Origin of the sequence: Eikenella sp. NML03-A-027 (genome assembly GCF_001648395.1) — a bacterium.
GTDB classification, from domain to species: Bacteria; Pseudomonadota; Gammaproteobacteria; order Burkholderiales; family Neisseriaceae; genus Eikenella; species Eikenella exigua.
Window position 1 is genome coordinate 469,808 of sequence record NZ_LXSM01000016.1, and the last position, 18,383, is coordinate 488,190.

Here is an 18,383-nt window from a genome sequence, read left to right on the forward strand (position 1 = left end):
CGGATGGAATAAGCTTTGCCAAAACCAGGCATCTGCTTAATCAAAATCGTTCGCAATAAAACCACCTATCCCTGCCAACACAATGCTATAATTTACAAATTTTTCCGCCGCCGTGCGGGTTAACTTTATTCAGAAAGACAATATGGCAGCCTTCAACACACAAAAAGTCCTGTCCGTACACCACTGGACTGACGCCTATTTCACCTTCACCTGCACCCGCGACGACAGCCTGCGCTTTGAAAACGGCCAATTCGTCATGGTCGGCCTGCTGGTGGACGGCAAACCTCTGATGCGTGCCTACAGCGTGGCTTCCGCCAACTGGGAAGAGCATCTCGAATTTTTCAGCATTAAAGTGCCAGATGGCCCGCTCACCAGCCGCCTGCAGCACCTCAAAGTTGGCGACGAAGTGCTCATCAGCAAAAAGCCCACCGGCACCCTGATTTGTGGTGATTTAAACCCTGGTAAACATCTCTATTTGCTCTCAACCGGCACTGGTATTGCCCCGTTTTTAAGCATCACCAAAGATCCGGAAGTGTATGAGCAGTTTGAAAAAGTGATTCTCGTGCACGGTGTGCGCTATAAAAAAGACCTCGCCTACTACGATCGCTTCACCCAAGAGCTGCCTAATCACGAATACCTGGGTGAAATGATTCGTGAGAAACTGATTTACTACCCAATTATTTCTCGTGAGGAATTTCAACATCAAGGTCGTCTCACCGATTTGATGCGGAGCGGCAAACTGTTCGAAGATATCGGTCTGCCACCGATTAACCCACAAGACGACCGTGCTATGCTGTGTGGCAGCCCGGCCATGCTCAAAGACACCAGTGATGTGCTCAACAGCTTTGGCTTAACTGTGTCGCCCAAAATGGGGCAGCGCGGCGATTATCTGATTGAGCGCGCGTTTGTAGACCAATAAAGTTTGAGTATTTTAGTGAAGAAAAGGCTACCTGAAAACGCAGCGAGGCGAAGTTTCTGCGAAGCTAAAATTTCCGGTAGCCTTTGAGGACGGATGGATTGCTGCCTTGTGTGAGAAATGGGCTCTCTATCAGCTGCTGTCTGCTTTTGGCAAATACAGAATCAGTGCTGTTTTCCAGCGTATCAGCAATATGGTTATCGATTCATCCCGCACCAGTAAAGGCAGCACGATGGATTCACCGCATGTAATCAGGTTGGCGGTGATGTCGTAGTAGAACAGGTTGCTTGTCGGTACGCTGTCGAGCAAGTGCAGTAAAGTAGAGCAAATAGCAAAATTGGTGTAGGGTGGGATATGTTGCTTGAATGAAAACTGCACCCAAGATGCAGTTTCATGATCAGGGTTGTCCAGCTAGTGAACAAGAAAGTTTTCGATTAAATTACAGGTAGCTCGCGGATAGGTAGAAATTGTAGACACCTACAGCATAACGTAATTCTTCGTTATTACTGTCTAGCCAAGAGGGCAGTTTGGTGTGGGAATCGGTGCAGTAGTGTTAGTAGACGTCGACTGGAGTCTTCATGTTTTATCAGACATAGAAGGGGAGAACTTGAGAAATTTAGCGGGACTTGTTTTACTTGTTTTTATTTTGTTTAAGCTTTGCTTTCAGGCGGCCTTCGTAGCGGATTCACATACTTTGTGATGTGAGTTGGCGAGTATAAGCTTAAGCTGCTCAGGCATATGGGAAGATGCAACGTTGTATGATAAATATATAAGAAAAAGCTTAACTATTTTAGTTAAGCCTTTGGATTTTTGGTCGGAGTGAAAGGATTCGAACCTTCGACCCCTTGCACCCCATGCAAGTGCGCTACCAGACTGCGCCACACTCCGACTTCCGAAAGGAATGATTCTAAGCTGTTTTTTGCGGCTTGGCAAGGATTGCTTCGATTTTTTCTAAAATTACCTGCAAATCCTGCCAAACTTCTTCAGCAGTGGCAGCGGGGCGATTTAGGCTGTCGTGGCCGTTTAGATTGAAACGGTCGATGTAGGTGGGGAAACTGCCGCTTAATTTACGGATCTTCACCACATCTTGCCGGGTGTATTGGTTGCCGCCATGGCCGATCACTACGCCGTTATCTTGCTGCCATTGGAAGAATTGTTCGGGCTGGATATCGGCTAGATAGCACAATTCTTCCAGGCTGAAGTAGCGTTTAACCGGAATGGGCGGTAAGGCGCGTTCAGTTTTGTTTACCATAGTGGTGTTCCACCATGCCTTTGAGTTTTTGGCTGGCGTGGAAGGTTACCACTCGGCGAGCGGTAATCGGAACTTCTTTGCCGGTTTTGGGATTGCGGCCAGGGCGTTGCGGTTTGTCACGCAGTTGGAAGTTGCCGAAGCCGGAAATTTTGATTTCCTCACCGCGTTCTAAAGTGGCGCGGATCTCTTCGAAGAAGAGTTCAACGATTTCTTTTGCATCGCTCTTGCTAATATTGCTGACTTTTTCTACCAGAATATTGGCCAATTCTGCTTTAGTGAGTGTCATTGAGTTTACCTCTAAAGTTACTAAGTTGAGGATTATCGCTAATTACTTTTTAGAAATCAAGTGAATGCTGCTACATGCGGAAAAATCTGTGAAATGAGACGACAGATTATGTGGCAATTTGTTCATTATGCCTATAAACAGTGGATTTCACTGGCAGCTGTTCCAAAAAGGCTACCTGAAAAATGGCTGTGCTTTGATATGGCCAAAGCTCATTTTTTCTACAATGCGAGCTAACGCAGTAGGAAGAAAACCAGTGCTTTGGCTATATTTGCAGCCAGGTTTGTAGTGCGACTGGATTTTCGATAGTAAGCCAGGCGGTGTTGGCGGCGGCAAGCCGTACAGTGGCAGAGGTGTGATACAACACGCCGTATCGGAAGTAGTGCAATTTGGCTTGGCTGCTGGCTTTCTGCTGCTGCCATTGGACGGCGAAGTCATTGGCAGCATAGCCGTTGATGGCAATGATGCGGTCGCCTGCAGCAAGGCCTGCTTGTTCGGCGCTGCCGCCGTTGAGTACGTGGCTTAGGGTGATGTCGCTGCTGTTTTGCTGGAAGCGGGCACCGAAGTCGTTGGCTGGCAGAGTAGGGGGTAACAGCCCGCAGCCGCCGTTGTGCGAGGGTGGCAAGGGCAACCAATGCAGGCGCAAGCCAGCGTGGGCGAGGGCGGTTTCGAAAGGCAGGGCTTGGGTGCTGCGGATGAGTTGGTTAAACAGGCTACGTAAGTCGAGGCCAGTGATGGTTTGGGCAAGCTCTTCCCATTCGGTTTCGTGCAGGGGTTGTTTTCTGGTTAGCCAGTCCTGATAGAGGGCTTGCATGATGCTGTCGAGACTATGCCAGCTTTGCTTGCGTATATACAGGTCGAGGCAAAGGGCGGCGAGGGTGCCTTGCTGGTAGTAGCTGGTAATGACATTGGGACTGTTCTCGTTTTGCTTATAGTATTTGTCCCAGGCGTGGAAGCTGGATTGGGCTAGGGTTTGCAGGCGGTGTCCGGGATTGCGGTGTACTCGGGTGATGGTTTTGGCTAAGAGCTCGAGATAGGCGGTGGGGCTGATACAACCGCTACGCACGAGGAATAGGTTGTCGTAATAGGAGGTGATGCCTTCGAATGCCCATAAAAGCTCGGTGTAGGCTTCTTGGTTGAGATCAGATTGGGCGAGGGCGGCGGGTTTGATGGATTTGACGTTCCAGGCATGGAAGTATTCGTGGGAAATCAGGCCGAGCAGCTGGGTGTAGTTGGCAGAGGCTTCGACAAGATTATTTTCAGGTAGCCAGCTACGATCGGCGAGCAGGGCGGTGGATGATGTGTGCTCGAGGCCGCCGTAGACGTGATCGCCCAGGTGCAGCAAGAAGGTGTAGTGCGTAAATGGGGCGGGGTTGGGGAAGAATTGGAGTTGGGCGGTGCAGATGGCTTGGGTGTCGGCCAGCAGGCGTTGACGGTCGAAGTCGGGGTAGTGGCCGCTGAGGACGATGCGATGTGGAATGCCGGCAGCGGTGAATTCGAGAATTTCGAGGGTGCCGGATTCAAGCGGGCAATCGATAAGATGACGGTAGTTGTTTGCTTGGTAGAGATGGTTATCCAGTCTGGGCAGGGCGGTGGCGGTTTGCCATTGGCTGGGGAAACAGAGTTCGACTTGGTGTGGCTCTTCGGTGTGTGAGGCTACCTGAAAAAACAGGGCGGCGCCGTCGAAGAAGGCGCGTTCGCTATCTAAATAGCAGCCGCGTACGGAGAGATCGAAGGCATAAACGTCGTATTCAATGAGCCAATCGCCGGGTGTGTTTTCTTCGGCCTGCCAGATATTTTTGCTGACGGCTTGTAAGTTGGCAGTTTGGCCGTTACAGCTGGCTTCAATACGGACGATGTGCCGGGCAAACTCGCGAATCATATAGCTACCGGGCACCCAGTTGGGCAGGGTAAGGCGGACGGCTTGGCTGCCGCAGTGGCTGAAACGCAGGCAGACGCGGAAGAGATGCTGTTCAGGCAAGGGAGTAATGGTGTAGTGGAGCATTTGCTTGTTTCGCTAGAACTGAATGGGATACAGCTTTTTCAGGAAACCTGTTTTGTTAAAAATGAAAATTTGCTTTATATACTGTTTAAGTTACATGCAATACCAGTATTAAAGGAGAGTACAGCTATCTTTCAATATAGAGAATAGAGATTTTTCATGAGAACATAAACCTATAACTACAAAGTAGTGCGGCAGTTTGCTGTGATGACGGTGGTTTGGGGTGTGGTTGGAATGTTGGTTAGAGTAACTGTGACTGCACAGCTCTATTTTCCGCAGCTGAATCTATCTGAGTTGGGGCCGTGGTTCCATTCTGGCCGTTTACATCCACCGCATACCAATGCCATTATTTTTGTATTCGGTAGCTGTGGCTTAATTGCCACATCTTAATTATGGTGCAGCACACTTGTAACGCTCGTCTATATGGCGGTTGACTACCAGCCTTTACATTCTGGAGCTGGCAGCTGGTGCTTCTGCTGGCGGCGGTTACCCTGCCAATGAACTTTACCAAGGCAATTGGAGTATACCGATCAATATTGCCTACTACTACGACAAATTCAAAACGCACTACGATGAAGAGGAGCGGCACATCATCGATGATAATGATTCGATCAATAACAACAACCAGACTCCCTAAAGCCGTGAATACGGAGCACAACAATGAATACATCCCTCTTTAAACTGACAATTTCCGGAACTACTACATTACTGGCATCGTCGCAATCAGCTTTATCAGGCTGATATGGCTAATTTTGTCGCAAAGTAAAGTTAAGATACCAGCCAAAAGCGAAGATGTAAAAACCACCGGCCACAATTGGAACGGCATCGAGGAATACAACGATCCGCTGTCACACTCTAGTGTTTTACCTCATATTATTCTGATTTGACTGTTTTCCATCGGCTATCCTAACCACCTATGTGTGGGGCAAAGCCAATCCGAACGGTGCCGCCAAACCCGCAGCGGCAACAGCATCCGATCCCGCACCAGCTGCCGCTTCGTCAGCCAGTACAGCTTCTTCCGCCTCGCAGCCTGTGGCTAAGTAAGAGAGCGTCCATTCGAAGGCTACCTGAAAAAGCCAAGGTATTTTTCAGGTAGCCTTTCCTATACACCGCGTTTACAATATAGCCAAATTCTCTTTAACAGGACATAAGTCATGCTAGATATCCAACTTCTCCGTACCGATGCCGCCGCTGTAGCCGCCAAACTGGCACAACGCGGGTTTGTTTTTGACTCTGCCGCCTTCGACGCATTGGAAGCGCAGCGTAAGGCTCTGCAAATGCGTACCGAAGAGCTGCAATCCCGACGCAACAGTGTGTCTAAACAAATCGGTGCACTTAAAGGGCAGGGCAAACATGCCGAAGCCGAAGCAGCTATGGTCGAAGTAGCACAAATCAAAACTGATTTGGAACAGGCTGATACCGACTACCAAACCGTACAGGTACAAATCGATGTCTTGCTGCTCGGTATTCCGAATTTACCGCACGAGAGCGTGCCGGCCGGCAAAGATGAAACTGAAAACGTGGAAGTGCGCCGCGTAGGTACTCCGCGTCAATTTGATTTTGAAATCAAAGACCATGTGGACTTGGGCGAAAAGCTCGGCCTCGATTTTGAAACCGCTGCTGCACTTTCCGGTGCCCGCTTCAGCCTGATGAAAGGTCAGGTTGCCCGCCTGCACCGTGCCTTGGCACAATTTATGCTCGACACCCACACCCAGCAGCACGGCTACACCGAGTGCTACACCCCTTATATCGTTAGCGATAGCACTCTCATCGGCACTGGCCAGCTGCCCAAATTTGGTGAAGATCTGTTCCATGTTATCCGCGGTGGCGACGAGAGCAAAACCAAGCAGTACCTTATTCCCACAGCCGAAGTAACTCTGACCAACACCGTGCGCGAGCGCATCCTGCCGGCCGATGCCCTACCCATCAAGCTCACCGCCCACTCGCCCTGCTTCCGTAGCGAAGCAGGCTCGCACGGCAAAGACACGCGCGGCCTTATTCGCCAGCACCAATTTGATAAGGTAGAAATGGTGCAAATTGCTCACCCCGACCACTCCTACGCCGCACTAGAAGAAATGGTCGGTCACGCCGAGCGAATCTTGCAACTGCTCGAACTGCCTTACCGCGTCATTACCCTGTGTACCGGCGATATGGGCTTCGGCGCCGCCAAAACCTACGATTTGGAAGTGTGGGTGCCCGCGCAAAATACCTATCGCGAAATCTCCAGCTGCTCCAACTGCGAAGATTTCCAAGCCCGCCGCATGAAAGCCCGCTTCAAAGATGAAGATGGTAAAAATCGCTTGGTGCACACCCTGAACGGTTCCGGCTTAGCAGTAGGTCGTACCTTAGTGGCGGTGCTGGAAAACCACCAAAACGCCGATGGCAGTATCAGCATCCCTGCTGCCTTGCGCCCCTATTTGGGCGGCGTGGATAAGCTCGTCCCCTAAGCCCAAAGGCTACCTGAAAACCTATTTTTGGTTTTTCAGGTAGCCTTCATGTCATGCCAATTAGCTGATTAGATGATAGATTTACACTGCCATTCCAATGTTTCAGATGGTGCTCTGCCACCACGCGAAGTGGTGAAACTAGCACACGCCAATGGTTGTACCTTGCTCGCGCTTACCGACCACGACCATACTGGCGGTCTGGCCGAAGCACGTCAGGAAGCGGAGGCCTTGGGCATTCGGCTGATAAACGGCGTGGAAATCTCCGTGAGTTGGCGCAAACGTACCATTCATATTGTCGGTCTCAATTTCGATGAAACCGATACCGTGCTACAAAACCTGCTGGCTAGGCTGCGCCGCGGTCGGTTGGAGCGTTTTCTGCGTATGGCGGAAAAGCTTGAGAAGAAAGGCCTTACTGGTGTCTGTGAGGGAGCGCTTGCGCTGGTGCCAAACCGTGAAATGGCCAGCCGCACCCATCTGGCGCAATGGCTGATGGAACAAGGCCATGTGCGCAACAAACAGCAGGCTTTTAAAAAATATTTGGGTGATGGCCAGCCCGGCTATGTGAGGCATGAATGGGCTACGCTCGAAGAAGCTGTGGCTGCCATTTTGGGCGCAGGTGGCATTGCAGTTGTCGCTCACCCCATTCGCTATGGTCTCTCCGCCACCGCGCAACGTAATTTATTCACTGAATTTAAAGCGCTGGGTGGGCAGGCTATTGAGGTACACAGCAGCACGACCGACTTGAACGACCGCCTCAACTATGCCCGCCTCGCTGAGCAATACGGTTTCCTCGCCAGCGCCGGTAGCGATTTCCATCGCATAGGCGACTTCGGCAGCGGTCGCCTCGGCGCCTGCCCACCACTGCCCGAACGCTGTCGGCCGGTTTGGCAAGAATTTTGCTTGTAGTACTCCATTCACGTACTAATGCTTTGTGCACGGGAAAACGATATAAGGAAATGAACCATGATCAAACAGTTTGAAATCAACAACTATGTGAGAAAGCAGCTGCAAGACTACCTTACTGAGAAAAAGCTCACGCTGGAGCAGGCCATGGCTGAAGAAATAAGCAACAACGAAATTGCCGCCATCGTGCATGCCGGCCTGCCCGGCATGGTGCGCAAGATTTATTCCCTAGGCAAAATGCAAACCTTCTTCTGGGAAAAGCGCGAACTTATCCAGGGATTTATTGCAGACCGACTGCAAAGTGTGAATGGAGAAAAGACAAAAAAAGCTAAATAAGGTAACCTGCCGAAAAGTGTCAGGCTGTATTCCTTGTGAGGAAGGAATGTAGGACTGATAATCGAAGATTTTATTAATAATTAGAGGAGTGATAAATATGTTTTTGGTTTTACTAGCCCTGATTTTGGCCGGTGTAGTGGCTTTCTTCTTTTTCCGCAACCGTCGCATTGAACAGGAAATTGAGCGCCAGCGCCGTGAAGAGGAAATTGAGCGTATCTTGGAGCGCAAAAAACAGGAAATCGAGCAGAACAGAACGCTGAACTGATTGCTTGATAGGGCACTGCGCGCGCTATTGCTCAAATTGCCGAAAAAGGCTACCTGAAACCTTTAGGTAGTCCTTTTTTATATCGCACGCTGGCTAATAAGCAACACTATTTCTCTATTTTTCCTTCTTTATCTTGCATTGTTTCAGCTTTGGTTTGCTGCCGCTTGGCACGGGGGTGGGTATCATCGTACACGCGAGCGAGATGGTCGAAATCCAGCTTGGTGTAGTGCTGGGTGGTGGCGAGCTGACTGTGGCCGAGCAGCTCTTGTACAGCACGGATGTCGCGGGTGTTTTGCAACAGGTGGCTGGCGTAGCTGTGGCGCAGCATATGGGGACTGAGGTGGCAGCTGCCGTAACGGGCGGCGAATTGTTGCAGGCGTTTTTGGATTTGGCGGGCACCGAGGCGGCGGCCGGTACGGCCGGTGAAGAGGGCTGTTTCGTTGGGTGCGGCGGTACGGGTTTTCAGGTAGCCTTCGAGGGTGCGGATGCTTTGGGCGGTGAGGGGAAGATGGCGTTGTTTGCAGCCTTTGCCGGTTACGGCCACCCAGCCGCTTTGCAGGTTAAGGTCGGCCAGGTTGAGAGCACAGGCTTCAGCAAGGCGCAGGCCGCTGCCGTAGAGCAGCTCAAAGATGGCAAGGTCTCGACTGTCGAGCGGATTTTCTGGGGCTTGGTCGAGGAGTTGGTTGAGCGACTCGGCAGGTACAGCTTTGGGCAGGCGTTCAGGGGATCTGGGGGCTTTAAGACCGTGGGTGGGGTCGGTTTTCAGATAGCCTGTTCGTATCAGCCAGCGGCAAAATTGCCGCCAAGCGCTGAGGCGGCGGGCGATGCTGTGTGGGTGCTGGTTTTGTTGGCCAAGCTGGCGCAGGGCGGCGGTGAACAATGGTCGGGCAAGTGTGCTTTGCGGCTGAAAATTGGCCAGCCAGGCGAGGTCTCGGCGGTAGGCGGCTAGGGTGTGGGGGGAGTGGTTTTGCTGTTGCAGGCTGTGCAGCCAGGCTTCGATTTGTGCTATCCAACCGCTGCTCATTGCTCTGCTCTGTGGTGAGTAAAATGGGCGCGGAAGGCGGCGGGAGTATGCTCGATAAGCTGGGCGGCGTAGTTGAAAAACACCATTCCGCATTGTACACGGGCGATTTCGGTGTGGTCGGCTGCCCGGGAGAGTTTGGCGAAAAACGGGAAGCCGGCCTTGCCAATTTCGCCTAAGGCTACCTGAACTAGCAGCTCTTCGCCATGAAAGGCTTGGGCGCGGTATTGTACAACAGCATCGGCCATAATCAGACCGGCACCGAAGGCATCGGTTTCAGTGCAGCCGTGCGCGGCAAGAAAGCGTAAGCGGGCTTCGTGGGCGATGCGCAAAACGGCATCGTTGGCAAGGTGGTTACCATAGTTGAGGTGGCCGACTTCTAGCGTGATGCAGGTTTCAAAACAGAAGTGTTCCGGCAGGTTGATTTGGATGCGCTGAGCGGCTGGCATACTAGGGCTCCGCTGATTAAAAACCAGGTTATCTTAGCATTTGTTGCCTAATTATTGAACGTGTTGCAACAACATTCTGTAAAACAGCTGTGTAAATACCTTGACAAAATCTGCTCCAAACCCATATGCCTTGCAAGAAAACAATATGCAAAGGAAATAATCATGCGATACGACAAATTAACCGCTAAATTCCAACAGGCCTTGCAAGAAGGCCAGAGTTTGGCCTTGGCTGCGGATAGCAGCTATCTGGAAGCAGGTTTCGTGTTAAAAGCCCTGCTTGACGACCAAAACAGCGGAACATCTGCACTGTTGGCTCATACGGGCGTGAACGTGCCGCAAGTGAAGCAGCGTTTGCAGCAACATTTAAACAGCCTGCCGAAAGTGTCCGGCCAGGGGGGCGATATTCTGCCCAGCCGCGAATTACAGGCGGTGTTGAATCTGACGGATAAGGCCGCCGTCAAACGCGGCGATGCCTATATCGCCAGCGAACTTTTCCTGCTCGCCTTGGTGCAGCAGAACGACGCGACCGGCAAAATCCTGAAAGAAGCCGGTGCGACCGAACAAAACATCAATGCCGCAATTGATGCGGTACGCGGAGGACAAAACGTGAACGATGCCAATGCCGAAGACCAACGCGATGCTCTGAAAAAATACACGCTTGACCTAACCCAGCGCGCCCGCGACGGTAAGCTTGACCCCGTTATCGGCCGCGACGATGAAATCCGCCGCGCGATTCAGGTATTGCAACGCCGCACCAAAAACAACCCCGTGCTGATCGGCGAACCGGGTGTGGGTAAAACTGCCATCGTCGAAGGCTTGGCGCAACGCATCGTCAACGGCGAAGTACCTGAATCCCTGCGCAACAAACGCCTGCTGGTTTTGGATTTGGCGGCATTGATTGCCGGTGCGAAATACCGCGGCGAATTTGAAGAACGCTTGAAAGGCGTGTTGAACGATTTGGCGAAAGACGACGGCAACACCCTGATTTTCATTGACGAAATCCATACTTTGGTCGGCGCGGGCAAAACCGACGGCGCGATGGACGCGGGCAATATGTTGAAACCAGCTTTGGCGCGCGGCGAATTGCACTGCATCGGCGCGACCACTTTGGACGAATACCGCCAATACATCGAAAAAGATGCGGCACTCGAACGCCGCTTCCAAAAAGTATTGGTCGGCGAACCCAGCGTGGAAGACACCATCGCCATTCTGCGCGGTTTGCAGGAACGCTATGAAATCCACCACGGCATCGACATCACCGACCCTGCCATCGTTGCCGCCGCAGAATTGAGCGACCGTTACATCACCGACCGCTTCCTGCCCGATAAAGCGATTGATTTAATTGACGAAGCCGCCAGCCATATCAAAATGGAGTTGGACAGCAAACCCGAGCAGATGGACAAACTCGACCGCCGCATCATCCAGCTCAAAATGGAAAAAATGCATGTTGCCAAAGAAAGCGACGACGCCAGCAAAAAACGTTTGGAACTGATAGACGAAGAAATTGACGGCCTGCAAAAAGAATACGCCGATTTGGACGAAATCTGGAAAGCCGAAAAAGCAGCGTCTTCCAGCACCGCCGACATCAAAAAACAGATGGACGACATTAAAATCAAAATCGAGCAGGCCAAACGCCAAGGCGACTTTGCCCGCGCGTCCGAACTCGAATACGGCGAGTTGCCGAAATTGGGCGCACAGTTGCAGGCGGCGGAAAGCAACCCCGACGGCAAAAAACAAAACAAACTCTTCCGCACCGAAGTCGGCGCGGACGAAGTGGCCGAAATTGTATCGCGCATGACTGGTATCCCCGTCGCCAAAATGATGGAGGGCGAACGCGACAAACTATTGAAAATGGAAGAAGTATTGCACTGCCGCGTGGTTGGACAAGACGAAGCCATGCGTGCTGTGTCCGACGCCATCCGCCGCAGCCGCTCTGGCCTTGCCGATCCGAACAAACCTTACGGCAGCTTCCTGTTCCTAGGCCCGACCGGCGTGGGTAAAACCGAGTTGTGCAAAGCCCTGGCAGGCTTCCTGTTTGACAGCGAAGACCACCTCATCCGCATCGACATGTCCGAATACATGGAAAAACATGCCGTTGCCCGCCTAATCGGCGCGCCTCCGGGCTATGTCGGCTACGAAGAGGGCGGCTACCTGACCGAACAAGTCCGCCGCAAACCGTACAGCGTGATTCTTTTGGACGAAGTGGAAAAAGCCCATCCCGACGTGTTCAACATCCTGCTGCAAGTATTGGATGACGGTCGTTTGACCGACGGACAAGGCCGCACCGTGGACTTTAAAAACACTGTTATCGTGATGACTTCCAATATCGGCAGCCAGCATATCCAACAGATGGGTACGCAGGACTACGAAGCCGTGAAAGAAGCGGTGATGGAAGAAGTGAAAGCCTACTTCCGCCCCGAAATGATCAACCGTATTGACGAAGTGGTCGTGTTCCACGGACTGAATCAGGAGAATATCCGCAACATCGCGAAAATCCAGCTCAAAGGCTTGGAAAAACGTTTGGAAGCGCAACACCTGCACCTGAAAGTGGACGATGCCGCTTTGGATTTAATTGCCGAAGCCGGTTTCGACCCCGTGTACGGCGCACGCCCGCTCAAACGCGCCATCCAGTCGGAAATCGAAAACCCGCTGGCCAAGGCCCTGCTCGAAGGCAAATACGCGCCTGACAGCACGATTCATGTGAAAGAAGAAGGCGGCAGATTAGTGTTTGCCTGATTTGAAAGCTTGAATATTTGAGACAGCAGGCTACCTGAAAATGATTGAACCGTGTTTTCAGGTAGCCTGCTTTACAGCCCACAGAAAATATACGATACGGAAACCGCAATAAACTAAAACCTCACGCAAAAAGGAAGCACTATGAATTTCAATAATCTGCTCAACCAAGTATTGGGTGCCGTGCAGCAAAGTGGCAACAAAGTGATGTCTGATAACAATCCGCTCAACTCATTCGGTGGTGGGGCGTTAATCGGCGGGCTGGCTGCGATGCTGCTGAAAAAAGGCGGCACGAAATCATTGCTGAAGGCCGGCTCGGCCGCTGCTTTGGGGATGATGGCCTATCAGGCCTACCAAAACTGGCAGGGAGGCCGGCAAAACAGCACGAGCACGGTGGCCGCTTTGCCTGAAGCAGCTTTTGCAGCGCGGGGGCAGTTGGCTGGAGAGCGCAGCCGTGTGATTTTGCGCACCATGATTGCAGCCGCTGCTTCAGACGGCTTAATTGATGAAACGGAAAAGCAGCTGATTGCCCAAGAGGGCGGTGCCGATGCTGAAGTGCAGCAGTGGCTGGCCAACGAATATGCCCGTCCGGCTTCTATTAACGAGCTGGCCGAGGCGGTGGGCGGCGATCAGGCACTGGCTGCCGAAGCCTATTTGGCTGCCCGCGCGGTTTGCGGCGATTTGGTGCGCTGTGAGATTGCCTTCTTGTCCCGGCTGTCGCAGGCTTTGGGGCTGGATGACGGTTTGGTGGAGCAGTTGGAGCGGCAGTTGGAGTTGGCGCAATAAAACACCAGCCGTTTGGTATAAGCAAAAGGCTACCTGAAAATTTTCAGGTAGCCTTTAATCCGTTCTGGATGAAGCATCACACCGCAGGCGGGGTTTCTTTGGCGGGCTCGGCGGCGTCATCTGCCGGGGCTGGAACAGCCGGCTCGGCGGCAAGTGCGGTTTCTTTTTCCGGGCTGGCAGCTGGGGCGGGTTCGGTGGTGTCGGCAGGATTGAACACGGTGGCATCGGCAGCGGCGTCGGCTTCGTCTAAGTCGTTTTGCAGGGGTACGGGCGCATCGTGCGGCACGAGTTGTACGCGCTGCTCGGCGTTACCGGCATGAGCTTCCGGGGCTTGCTCGGCCAGGTAGGAGAGGGTAACGCTTTGGCCGCTGCGCTGTTCGAGCTGGCTGCGGTAGGCTTCGGGCGTCATCAACTCTTCAGCACCACGGCTCAGCTGTGCGAATACGTTTTGATAGCTGCGGGTGAGCTCATCCACCGCTTCGGCAGTGTCGATAAAGTGATGGTTTACGGCTTCGCGGTAGTCTTGTAGGGCTTTTTTGGCTTCTTCCAACTCGGCTTGCTGTTTGCTGTTGCCACGTTTGAACAGCAGGGTGATGAGCATGCCGATAAGGAAGCCGCCGAGGCCGGTGAGGATAAATTGGGTAATGAGGGGCAGGTTGTTCATGGGATTTTCCTTTGTGGTAGATGGGCGGTATTGCTATTGTATAGCAATTTAGGCGGTTTGTTGCCTTGTGTAAAGGCTACCTGAAAAGTTTGCTGCGTTAATGCAGCACTCGCTGCAGATTATCTGCGCTGTGGCCGGTTTCTTCTTCGGGCAGGCCTTGGTAGATATCGAATTCGATGCGGGCGCCCACGGCGTGGCAGAAGCTGATTACTCGGGGCGAAAAGCCGATGGCCGGGGTGGAGTCGCGCTCGTCGGTGCTCACGGTGAGCACAACCATCAAGTAGGCTTCGAGCCGGTGGGCTTTGGCTAACTCGGCAATTTTGTCTTGTACCGGCAGTAAGGCGGCGATGAGTTCGTCGGCGATTTCGTTTAGGCGGAACACGTCATCGCCGCGCAGTACGGGTGTGCCGTATTGCCAGCTTGAATGGCCTAATATCCTGCCGCCCATGCCTGTGCAGCTGCCCTCATACACCGCGCGGGTGGGGGCAAGATTGAGGGCGGCGCTGACGGCATCGGGGTCGAAACCGTGGCCGGTAAGGGCGAAGTAGAGATAGCATTCGTTGAGATTGGGCGTATCCATCGGCTTATTTTCATTGGATTAAATAGACGGCGAGGCGGATAAGGAGTAGGCTCATCAGCGCGGCGATGATGTCGTCCAGCATCACGCCGAAGCCGCCGCCCACTTGGCGGTCGAACCAGCGGATGGGCGGCGGTTTCACCGCATCGAAGAAACGGAAGGCGGCGAAAGCAGCCAGCCACCACACCCAAGATTGCGGGGTGAAGGCGAGCACCAGCAGCATGGCCACGATTTCGTCCCACACGATGCCGCCGTAGTCGTGCACGCCGAGGGCGGCTTCGGTTTGGTTGCAAATCCAGATGCCGACGGCAAACAAGGGCAGGCACAGCAGGGCGAGCAGCCAGCCGTCGATGCCCAGCGCCATCAGTGCGGCGGCGAGGGGCAGGGCGGGCAGGGTGCCGAAAGTGCCGGGGGCAACCGGGGCGAGGCCGCTGCCGAAGCCGAAGCCGAGGAAACATACTGGGCGGCGCAGCAGCCAGGCGAAAGTGGGGCGGAAGGCGGGTTTTTGTTTAGCCAAAGTGGTCGAATCCTAAATGGGTAAGGTACAGTTCGCTGCCGTTGGTGCGCAGTAGTTTCAGGTAGCCCGTGTCGTTGATGCGGCCGATGCGGGTTACCGGAGTGCGGCTGCTTTCGGCCGCGGCGAGCACGGCTTGGCGCGCTTGCGGCGGGGCGGTGAACAATAATTCGTAGTCGTCGCCGCCGGCGAGGGTGAGCTCGTATACGGTTTGTTCGGGCAGGCATTGGCGCAGGCCGGGCGCGGTGGGCACCAGGTCGGCGTATAGCTCCGCGCCCACGTTGGAAGCGCGCAGGATGTGGCCGAGGTCTTGGGCCAGGCCGTCGGAAATATCCTGCGCCGCTGTGGCAACGGGCAGTAGGGCGTGGCCGAGGGATACGCGCGGAGTGGGGCGCAGGCGTGCGGCTTCGCATTCGGCAAACAGGTTTTCAGGTAGCCTGATGTTCTGCCAGATATGGTGCAGGGCGGCGGCGGCCAGGCCGATTTGACCGGACACCCAAATATCGTCGCCGTTTTGTGCGCCGCTGCGGCGCAGGCCTTGGCCCGAGGGCAGCTCGCCGGTGATGCTTACGTTGAAAACGAGATCGCCTTTGGTGGTGTCGCCGCCGATGAGGGTGATGCCGTATTGGCGCAGCATAGCGAACAGGCTACCTGAAAATGCTTCCAGCCAGCCGGGATTGAGCTCGGGCAAGGCGGCACTGAGCATCACCCAGCGTGGCCGCGCGCCCATGGCGGCCATATCGGAAATGTTTACGGCCAGGATTTTGTGCGCGAGGTCGGCAGGGGCAACATCGGGGAAGAAGTGGCGGCCGGCCAGCAGCATATCGCTGCTGAAGCATAAATCGTGGCCGGGGCGCGGGCGGACGATGGCGGCATCGTCGCCGATGCCAAGCAGGAGATCGGGGTCGGCCGGCTGTTCGGCAGCGAGGTAGCGGCGGATGAAGTCGAATTCGCCGAGGGGCTTTGCGGTGGATTGGGGCATGGTGGGGTGTTTGGTTGTAGGGTGGAGGCTACCTGAAAGCGTCAGCTTCAAGGAAGTTAAAGCGATTGAAGCGAGTTGCTGTGGAGCTAGAATTTTCAGGTAGCCTTGGGTTTACGTTTTTGTGTTGCTGAAGCCGAAGAGTTTTGCTGTGCGGAACTCGGCTTGGGCTGGGTTGGGGGGATTGTTGTTGATTTCGTTGAAGCCGCGTTTTATCTTCGCAGAAATTCAGTCTTGGCTGCGCCAAGGCATTGTTTTCAGGTAGCCTCTAATCGCGCACATAGATGGTTTCTACGTCGTAATCGTCGTCGTCCCAATCGTCTTCGTCATCGAGCTCGGCGGGGGGCTGGGTGTGGCTGAGGGCAGAATCCATGCCGCACTCCCAGCGCAATACGGAGAGTAGGTGGTGGATATCTTCCGGCAGCGGGGCTTCGAATTGTACGGTTTCGCCGCTTTCGGGGTGAACGAAGCTGAGCCGGTAGGCGTGTAAGGCTTGGCGGGCAAGTTGGTGTACGGCTTCTTTCACGGCATCAGAGCAGGGGTGGCGCGGGTTGCCATACACGGGGTCGGCGGCGAGCGGGTATTTGGCTTCGCGCATGTGTACGCGGATTTGGTGGGTGCGGCCGGTTTCGAGGGCGCATTCGATGTAGCTGTGGCTCTGGTAGCGTTCGAGCACTTTGATGTGGGTCACGGCTTTTTTACCGCCGAAGCCGACCACGGCCATTTTGAGGCGGTTGTGCGGGTCGCGGCCGATGAGGGTGTCGATTTTGCCGTCGAACGGCACGATGCCGTCGGCCACGGCACGGTAGATGCGCTTCACGCTGCGCTCTTGCAGCTGCTGCACGAGGCTGTTTTGCGCGGCCGGGGTTTTGGCCACCACCATCAGGCCGCTGGTGTCTTTGTCGAGGCGGTGCACGATGCCGGCACGGGAGATTTCGGCCAATGTCGGGCAGTGGGCCAGCAGGCCGTTGAGCAGGGTGCCGCTCCAGTTGCCGGCGGCAGGGTGGACGACAAGGCCGGCGGGTTTGTTCAACACAATCACGCTGTCGTCTTCAAACACAATATCCAGCGGCATGGGCTCGGGCGTGAAGGCGGCGGTTTCGTGGCTGTGCTGGATGTGCACTTCCAAGGTTTCGCCGCCGATGAGCCGCTCTTTGGGGCGGGCAACCTGGCCGTTGAGCAACACGTTGCCGTCTTTAATCCAAGTGCTCAGGCGGCTGCGGGAATAATCGGGCAGCAGTTTGGCCAGCGCGGCATCGAGTCTTTGGCCGGCCAAATCGGTGGGCACGGTTAAATTTATACAATTTTCCGCGTCTGCCCCTGCCGAAAAGTCGAAATCATCGTTATAATCGGCGTCATTGTTGGTATAGGAAGAAATGTTCTGCATGAAAAAGATTCTTTTAGTTACCGGCCTGGCAGTGATGCTGTCGGCCTGCTCCAGCACTTCAACCACCGCTGTGAGCCAAGATGCCCAGATTACGCAGGATTGGTCGGTAGATAAGCTGTATGCCGAAGCGCACGAGGAAATGGAGAGCCGCAATTATAGCCGTTCGGTGCGTTTATATGAAATTCTGCGGGCGCGTTTCCCCAACACCCGCCAAGCAGTGCAATCGCGGCTGGATACGGCTTATGTGTATTATAAAGACGAGCAGCAGCCGCAGGCGCTGGCGCATGTGGAGCAGTTTTTGAAGCTGTATCCCAACCATCCGAACACCGATTATGCGCTGTATCTGAAGGGCTTGATTGTGCTCAATCAAGACAAATCCATCTTCAATAAGCTGGCCTCGCAGGATTGGTCCGACCGCGACCCGAAAGCAAACCGCGAAGCCTATCAGGTGTTCAACGAGCTCATCACCCGCTTCCCCAATAGCAAATACGCCAACGACGCGCGCGCGAAAATGACGCGCCTGGTGGATGCGCTGGGTGGTAACGAAATGGCCATCGCACGCTACTATATGCAGCGCGGCGCGTACTTGGCCGCCGCCAACCGCGCGCAGGGGATTGTGAGCCGTTATCAAAATACGCGCTATGTGGAAGAGGCGCTGGCGATTATGATGACCGCCTACACCCGTTTGGAAAAACCGGAGTTGAGCAACGACACCCGCCGCGTGTTAGCGCAAAACTTCCCGCAAAGCCCTTATTTGCAAAAAGAATGGCAGCCGGACGATATTCCGTGGTGGCGCTATTGGAAATAGTATAGATTTTGGAGGCTACCTGAAAGCGGTTTTTCAGGTAGCCTTTATCAGCTAGAACTTC

At 53.9% G+C, this 18,383-nt stretch carries 20 protein-coding genes, 1 tRNA gene and 2 pseudogenes; 11 read left to right on the forward strand and 12 right to left on the reverse strand.

The window, feature by feature from the left end; all coding sequences use genetic code 11:
• The first annotated feature begins 142 nt into the window (after positions 1-142).
• Positions 143-919 carry a ferredoxin--NADP reductase gene (locus A7P96_RS07775; RefSeq protein WP_067526039.1) on the forward strand — a complete coding sequence of 259 codons (777 nt, stop codon included), beginning with the start codon at positions 143-145 and terminating at the stop codon, positions 917-919.
• Between the two features lie 129 nt (positions 920-1,048).
• Here the strand turns inward: A7P96_RS07775 and A7P96_RS07780 are convergent, their stop codons facing one another.
• The 5 genes from A7P96_RS07780 to A7P96_RS07800 all read right to left on the reverse strand — a co-directional run bounded on the left by A7P96_RS07780 (position 1,049) and on the right by A7P96_RS07800 (position 4,456).
• Positions 1,049-1,294 (reverse strand): hypothetical protein, encoded by a 246-nt coding sequence (locus A7P96_RS07780; RefSeq protein ID WP_067526042.1) that lies wholly within the window; start codon positions 1,292-1,294, stop codon positions 1,049-1,051.
• Between the two features lie 433 nt (positions 1,295-1,727).
• Positions 1,728-1,804 (reverse strand) — tRNA-Pro (locus A7P96_RS07785).
• 19 nt (positions 1,805-1,823) lie between these two features.
• Entirely contained in the window at positions 1,824-2,168 is a 345-nt protein-coding gene (locus A7P96_RS07790; protein WP_067526043.1) for a hypothetical protein, read from the reverse strand.
• Positions 2,152-2,454, reverse strand: coding sequence for an integration host factor subunit alpha (locus A7P96_RS07795; RefSeq protein WP_067439019.1), 303 nt, complete (start codon positions 2,452-2,454; stop codon positions 2,152-2,154). The genes A7P96_RS07790 and A7P96_RS07795 overlap by 17 nt, the downstream gene beginning before the upstream one ends.
• Positions 2,455-2,716: 262 nt before the next feature.
• Positions 2,717-4,456: a M61 family metallopeptidase gene (locus A7P96_RS07800; RefSeq protein ID WP_067526044.1), complete on the reverse strand. Its 1,740-nt coding sequence runs from the start codon at positions 4,454-4,456 to the stop codon at positions 2,717-2,719.
• 204 nt (positions 4,457-4,660) lie between these two features.
• On the opposite strand from A7P96_RS07800, the pseudogene A7P96_RS11300 reads away from it, so the two are divergent.
• The 7 genes and pseudogenes from A7P96_RS11300 to A7P96_RS10845 all read left to right on the forward strand — a co-directional run.
• A pseudogene (locus tag A7P96_RS11300) lies at positions 4,661-4,968 on the forward strand (cbb3-type cytochrome c oxidase subunit I); the annotation flags it as partial.
• Entirely contained in the window at positions 4,884-5,090 is a 207-nt protein-coding gene (locus A7P96_RS10840) for a hypothetical protein (protein WP_067526050.1), read from the forward strand. The pseudogene A7P96_RS11300 and the gene A7P96_RS10840, both read left to right, overlap by 85 nt.
• Positions 5,091-5,157: 67 nt before the next feature.
• Positions 5,158-5,301, forward strand: a pseudogene (locus A7P96_RS11305) (cbb3-type cytochrome c oxidase N-terminal domain-containing protein); the annotation flags it as partial.
• A 306-nt stretch (positions 5,302-5,607) separates the two neighbouring features.
• The gene (gene serS / locus A7P96_RS07810) at positions 5,608-6,900 is read left to right on the forward strand and encodes a serine--tRNA ligase (RefSeq protein ID WP_067526052.1); all 1,293 of its coding nucleotides are present in this window, start codon (positions 5,608-5,610) and stop codon (positions 6,898-6,900) included.
• Positions 6,901-6,972: 72 nt separating this feature from the next.
• Complete coding sequence (locus A7P96_RS07815) at positions 6,973-7,806, forward strand: PHP domain-containing protein (RefSeq protein ID WP_067526053.1); 834 nt, start codon at positions 6,973-6,975, stop codon at positions 7,804-7,806.
• Between the two features lie 57 nt (positions 7,807-7,863).
• Positions 7,864-8,139, forward strand: coding sequence for a hypothetical protein (locus A7P96_RS07820; protein WP_067444782.1), 276 nt, complete (start codon positions 7,864-7,866; stop codon positions 8,137-8,139).
• A gap of 97 nt (positions 8,140-8,236) precedes the next feature.
• Positions 8,237-8,404: a hypothetical protein gene (locus A7P96_RS10845; RefSeq protein WP_153705441.1), complete on the forward strand. Its 168-nt coding sequence runs from the start codon at positions 8,237-8,239 to the stop codon at positions 8,402-8,404.
• A 106-nt stretch (positions 8,405-8,510) separates the two neighbouring features.
• On the opposite strand, the gene A7P96_RS07825 is transcribed toward A7P96_RS10845, so the two are convergent.
• Positions 8,511-9,428: a tyrosine-type recombinase/integrase gene (locus A7P96_RS07825; RefSeq protein ID WP_067526054.1), complete on the reverse strand. Its 918-nt coding sequence runs from the start codon at positions 9,426-9,428 to the stop codon at positions 8,511-8,513.
• Positions 9,425-9,874 (reverse strand): thioesterase family protein, encoded by a 450-nt coding sequence (locus A7P96_RS07830; RefSeq protein ID WP_067526055.1) that lies wholly within the window; start codon positions 9,872-9,874, stop codon positions 9,425-9,427. Before A7P96_RS07830 ends, A7P96_RS07825 begins: the two co-directional genes overlap by 4 nt.
• Before the next feature lie 162 nt (positions 9,875-10,036).
• On the opposite strand from A7P96_RS07830, the gene clpB reads away from it, so the two are divergent.
• Positions 10,037-12,610, forward strand: a complete 2,574-nt coding sequence (gene clpB / locus A7P96_RS07835; protein ID WP_067526058.1) for an ATP-dependent chaperone ClpB — start codon at positions 10,037-10,039, stop codon at positions 12,608-12,610.
• Positions 12,611-12,751: 141 nt separating this feature from the next.
• Complete coding sequence (locus A7P96_RS07840; protein WP_067526068.1) at positions 12,752-13,393, forward strand: tellurite resistance TerB family protein; 642 nt, start codon at positions 12,752-12,754, stop codon at positions 13,391-13,393.
• A gap of 76 nt (positions 13,394-13,469) precedes the next feature.
• Here the strand turns inward: A7P96_RS07840 and A7P96_RS07845 are convergent, their stop codons facing one another.
• The 5 genes from A7P96_RS07845 to rluD form a co-directional block, all read right to left on the reverse strand.
• Positions 13,470-14,057, reverse strand: coding sequence for a YhcB family protein (locus tag A7P96_RS07845; protein WP_067526069.1), 588 nt, complete (start codon positions 14,055-14,057; stop codon positions 13,470-13,472).
• Positions 14,058-14,154: 97 nt separating this feature from the next.
• The gene (locus A7P96_RS07850) at positions 14,155-14,637 is read right to left on the reverse strand and encodes a DUF4279 domain-containing protein (protein ID WP_067526070.1); all 483 of its coding nucleotides are present in this window, start codon (positions 14,635-14,637) and stop codon (positions 14,155-14,157) included.
• Between the two features lie 10 nt (positions 14,638-14,647).
• Positions 14,648-15,151, reverse strand: a complete 504-nt coding sequence (locus tag A7P96_RS07855; RefSeq protein ID WP_067526072.1) for a phosphatidylglycerophosphatase A — start codon at positions 15,149-15,151, stop codon at positions 14,648-14,650.
• Complete coding sequence (gene thiL / locus A7P96_RS07860) at positions 15,144-16,130, reverse strand: thiamine-phosphate kinase (protein ID WP_067526073.1); 987 nt, start codon at positions 16,128-16,130, stop codon at positions 15,144-15,146. The genes A7P96_RS07855 and thiL overlap by 8 nt, the downstream gene beginning before the upstream one ends.
• A gap of 265 nt (positions 16,131-16,395) precedes the next feature.
• Positions 16,396-17,514, reverse strand: coding sequence for a 23S rRNA pseudouridine(1911/1915/1917) synthase RluD (gene rluD / locus A7P96_RS07865; RefSeq protein WP_067526074.1), 1,119 nt, complete (start codon positions 17,512-17,514; stop codon positions 16,396-16,398).
• Between rluD and A7P96_RS07870 the strand changes: the two genes are divergently transcribed.
• Positions 17,513-18,322, forward strand: coding sequence for an outer membrane protein assembly factor BamD (locus tag A7P96_RS07870; RefSeq protein WP_067526079.1), 810 nt, complete (start codon positions 17,513-17,515; stop codon positions 18,320-18,322). The two genes, rluD and A7P96_RS07870, sit on opposite strands and share 2 nt — an antisense overlap.
• The last annotated feature ends 61 nt before the right edge of the window (positions 18,323-18,383 follow it).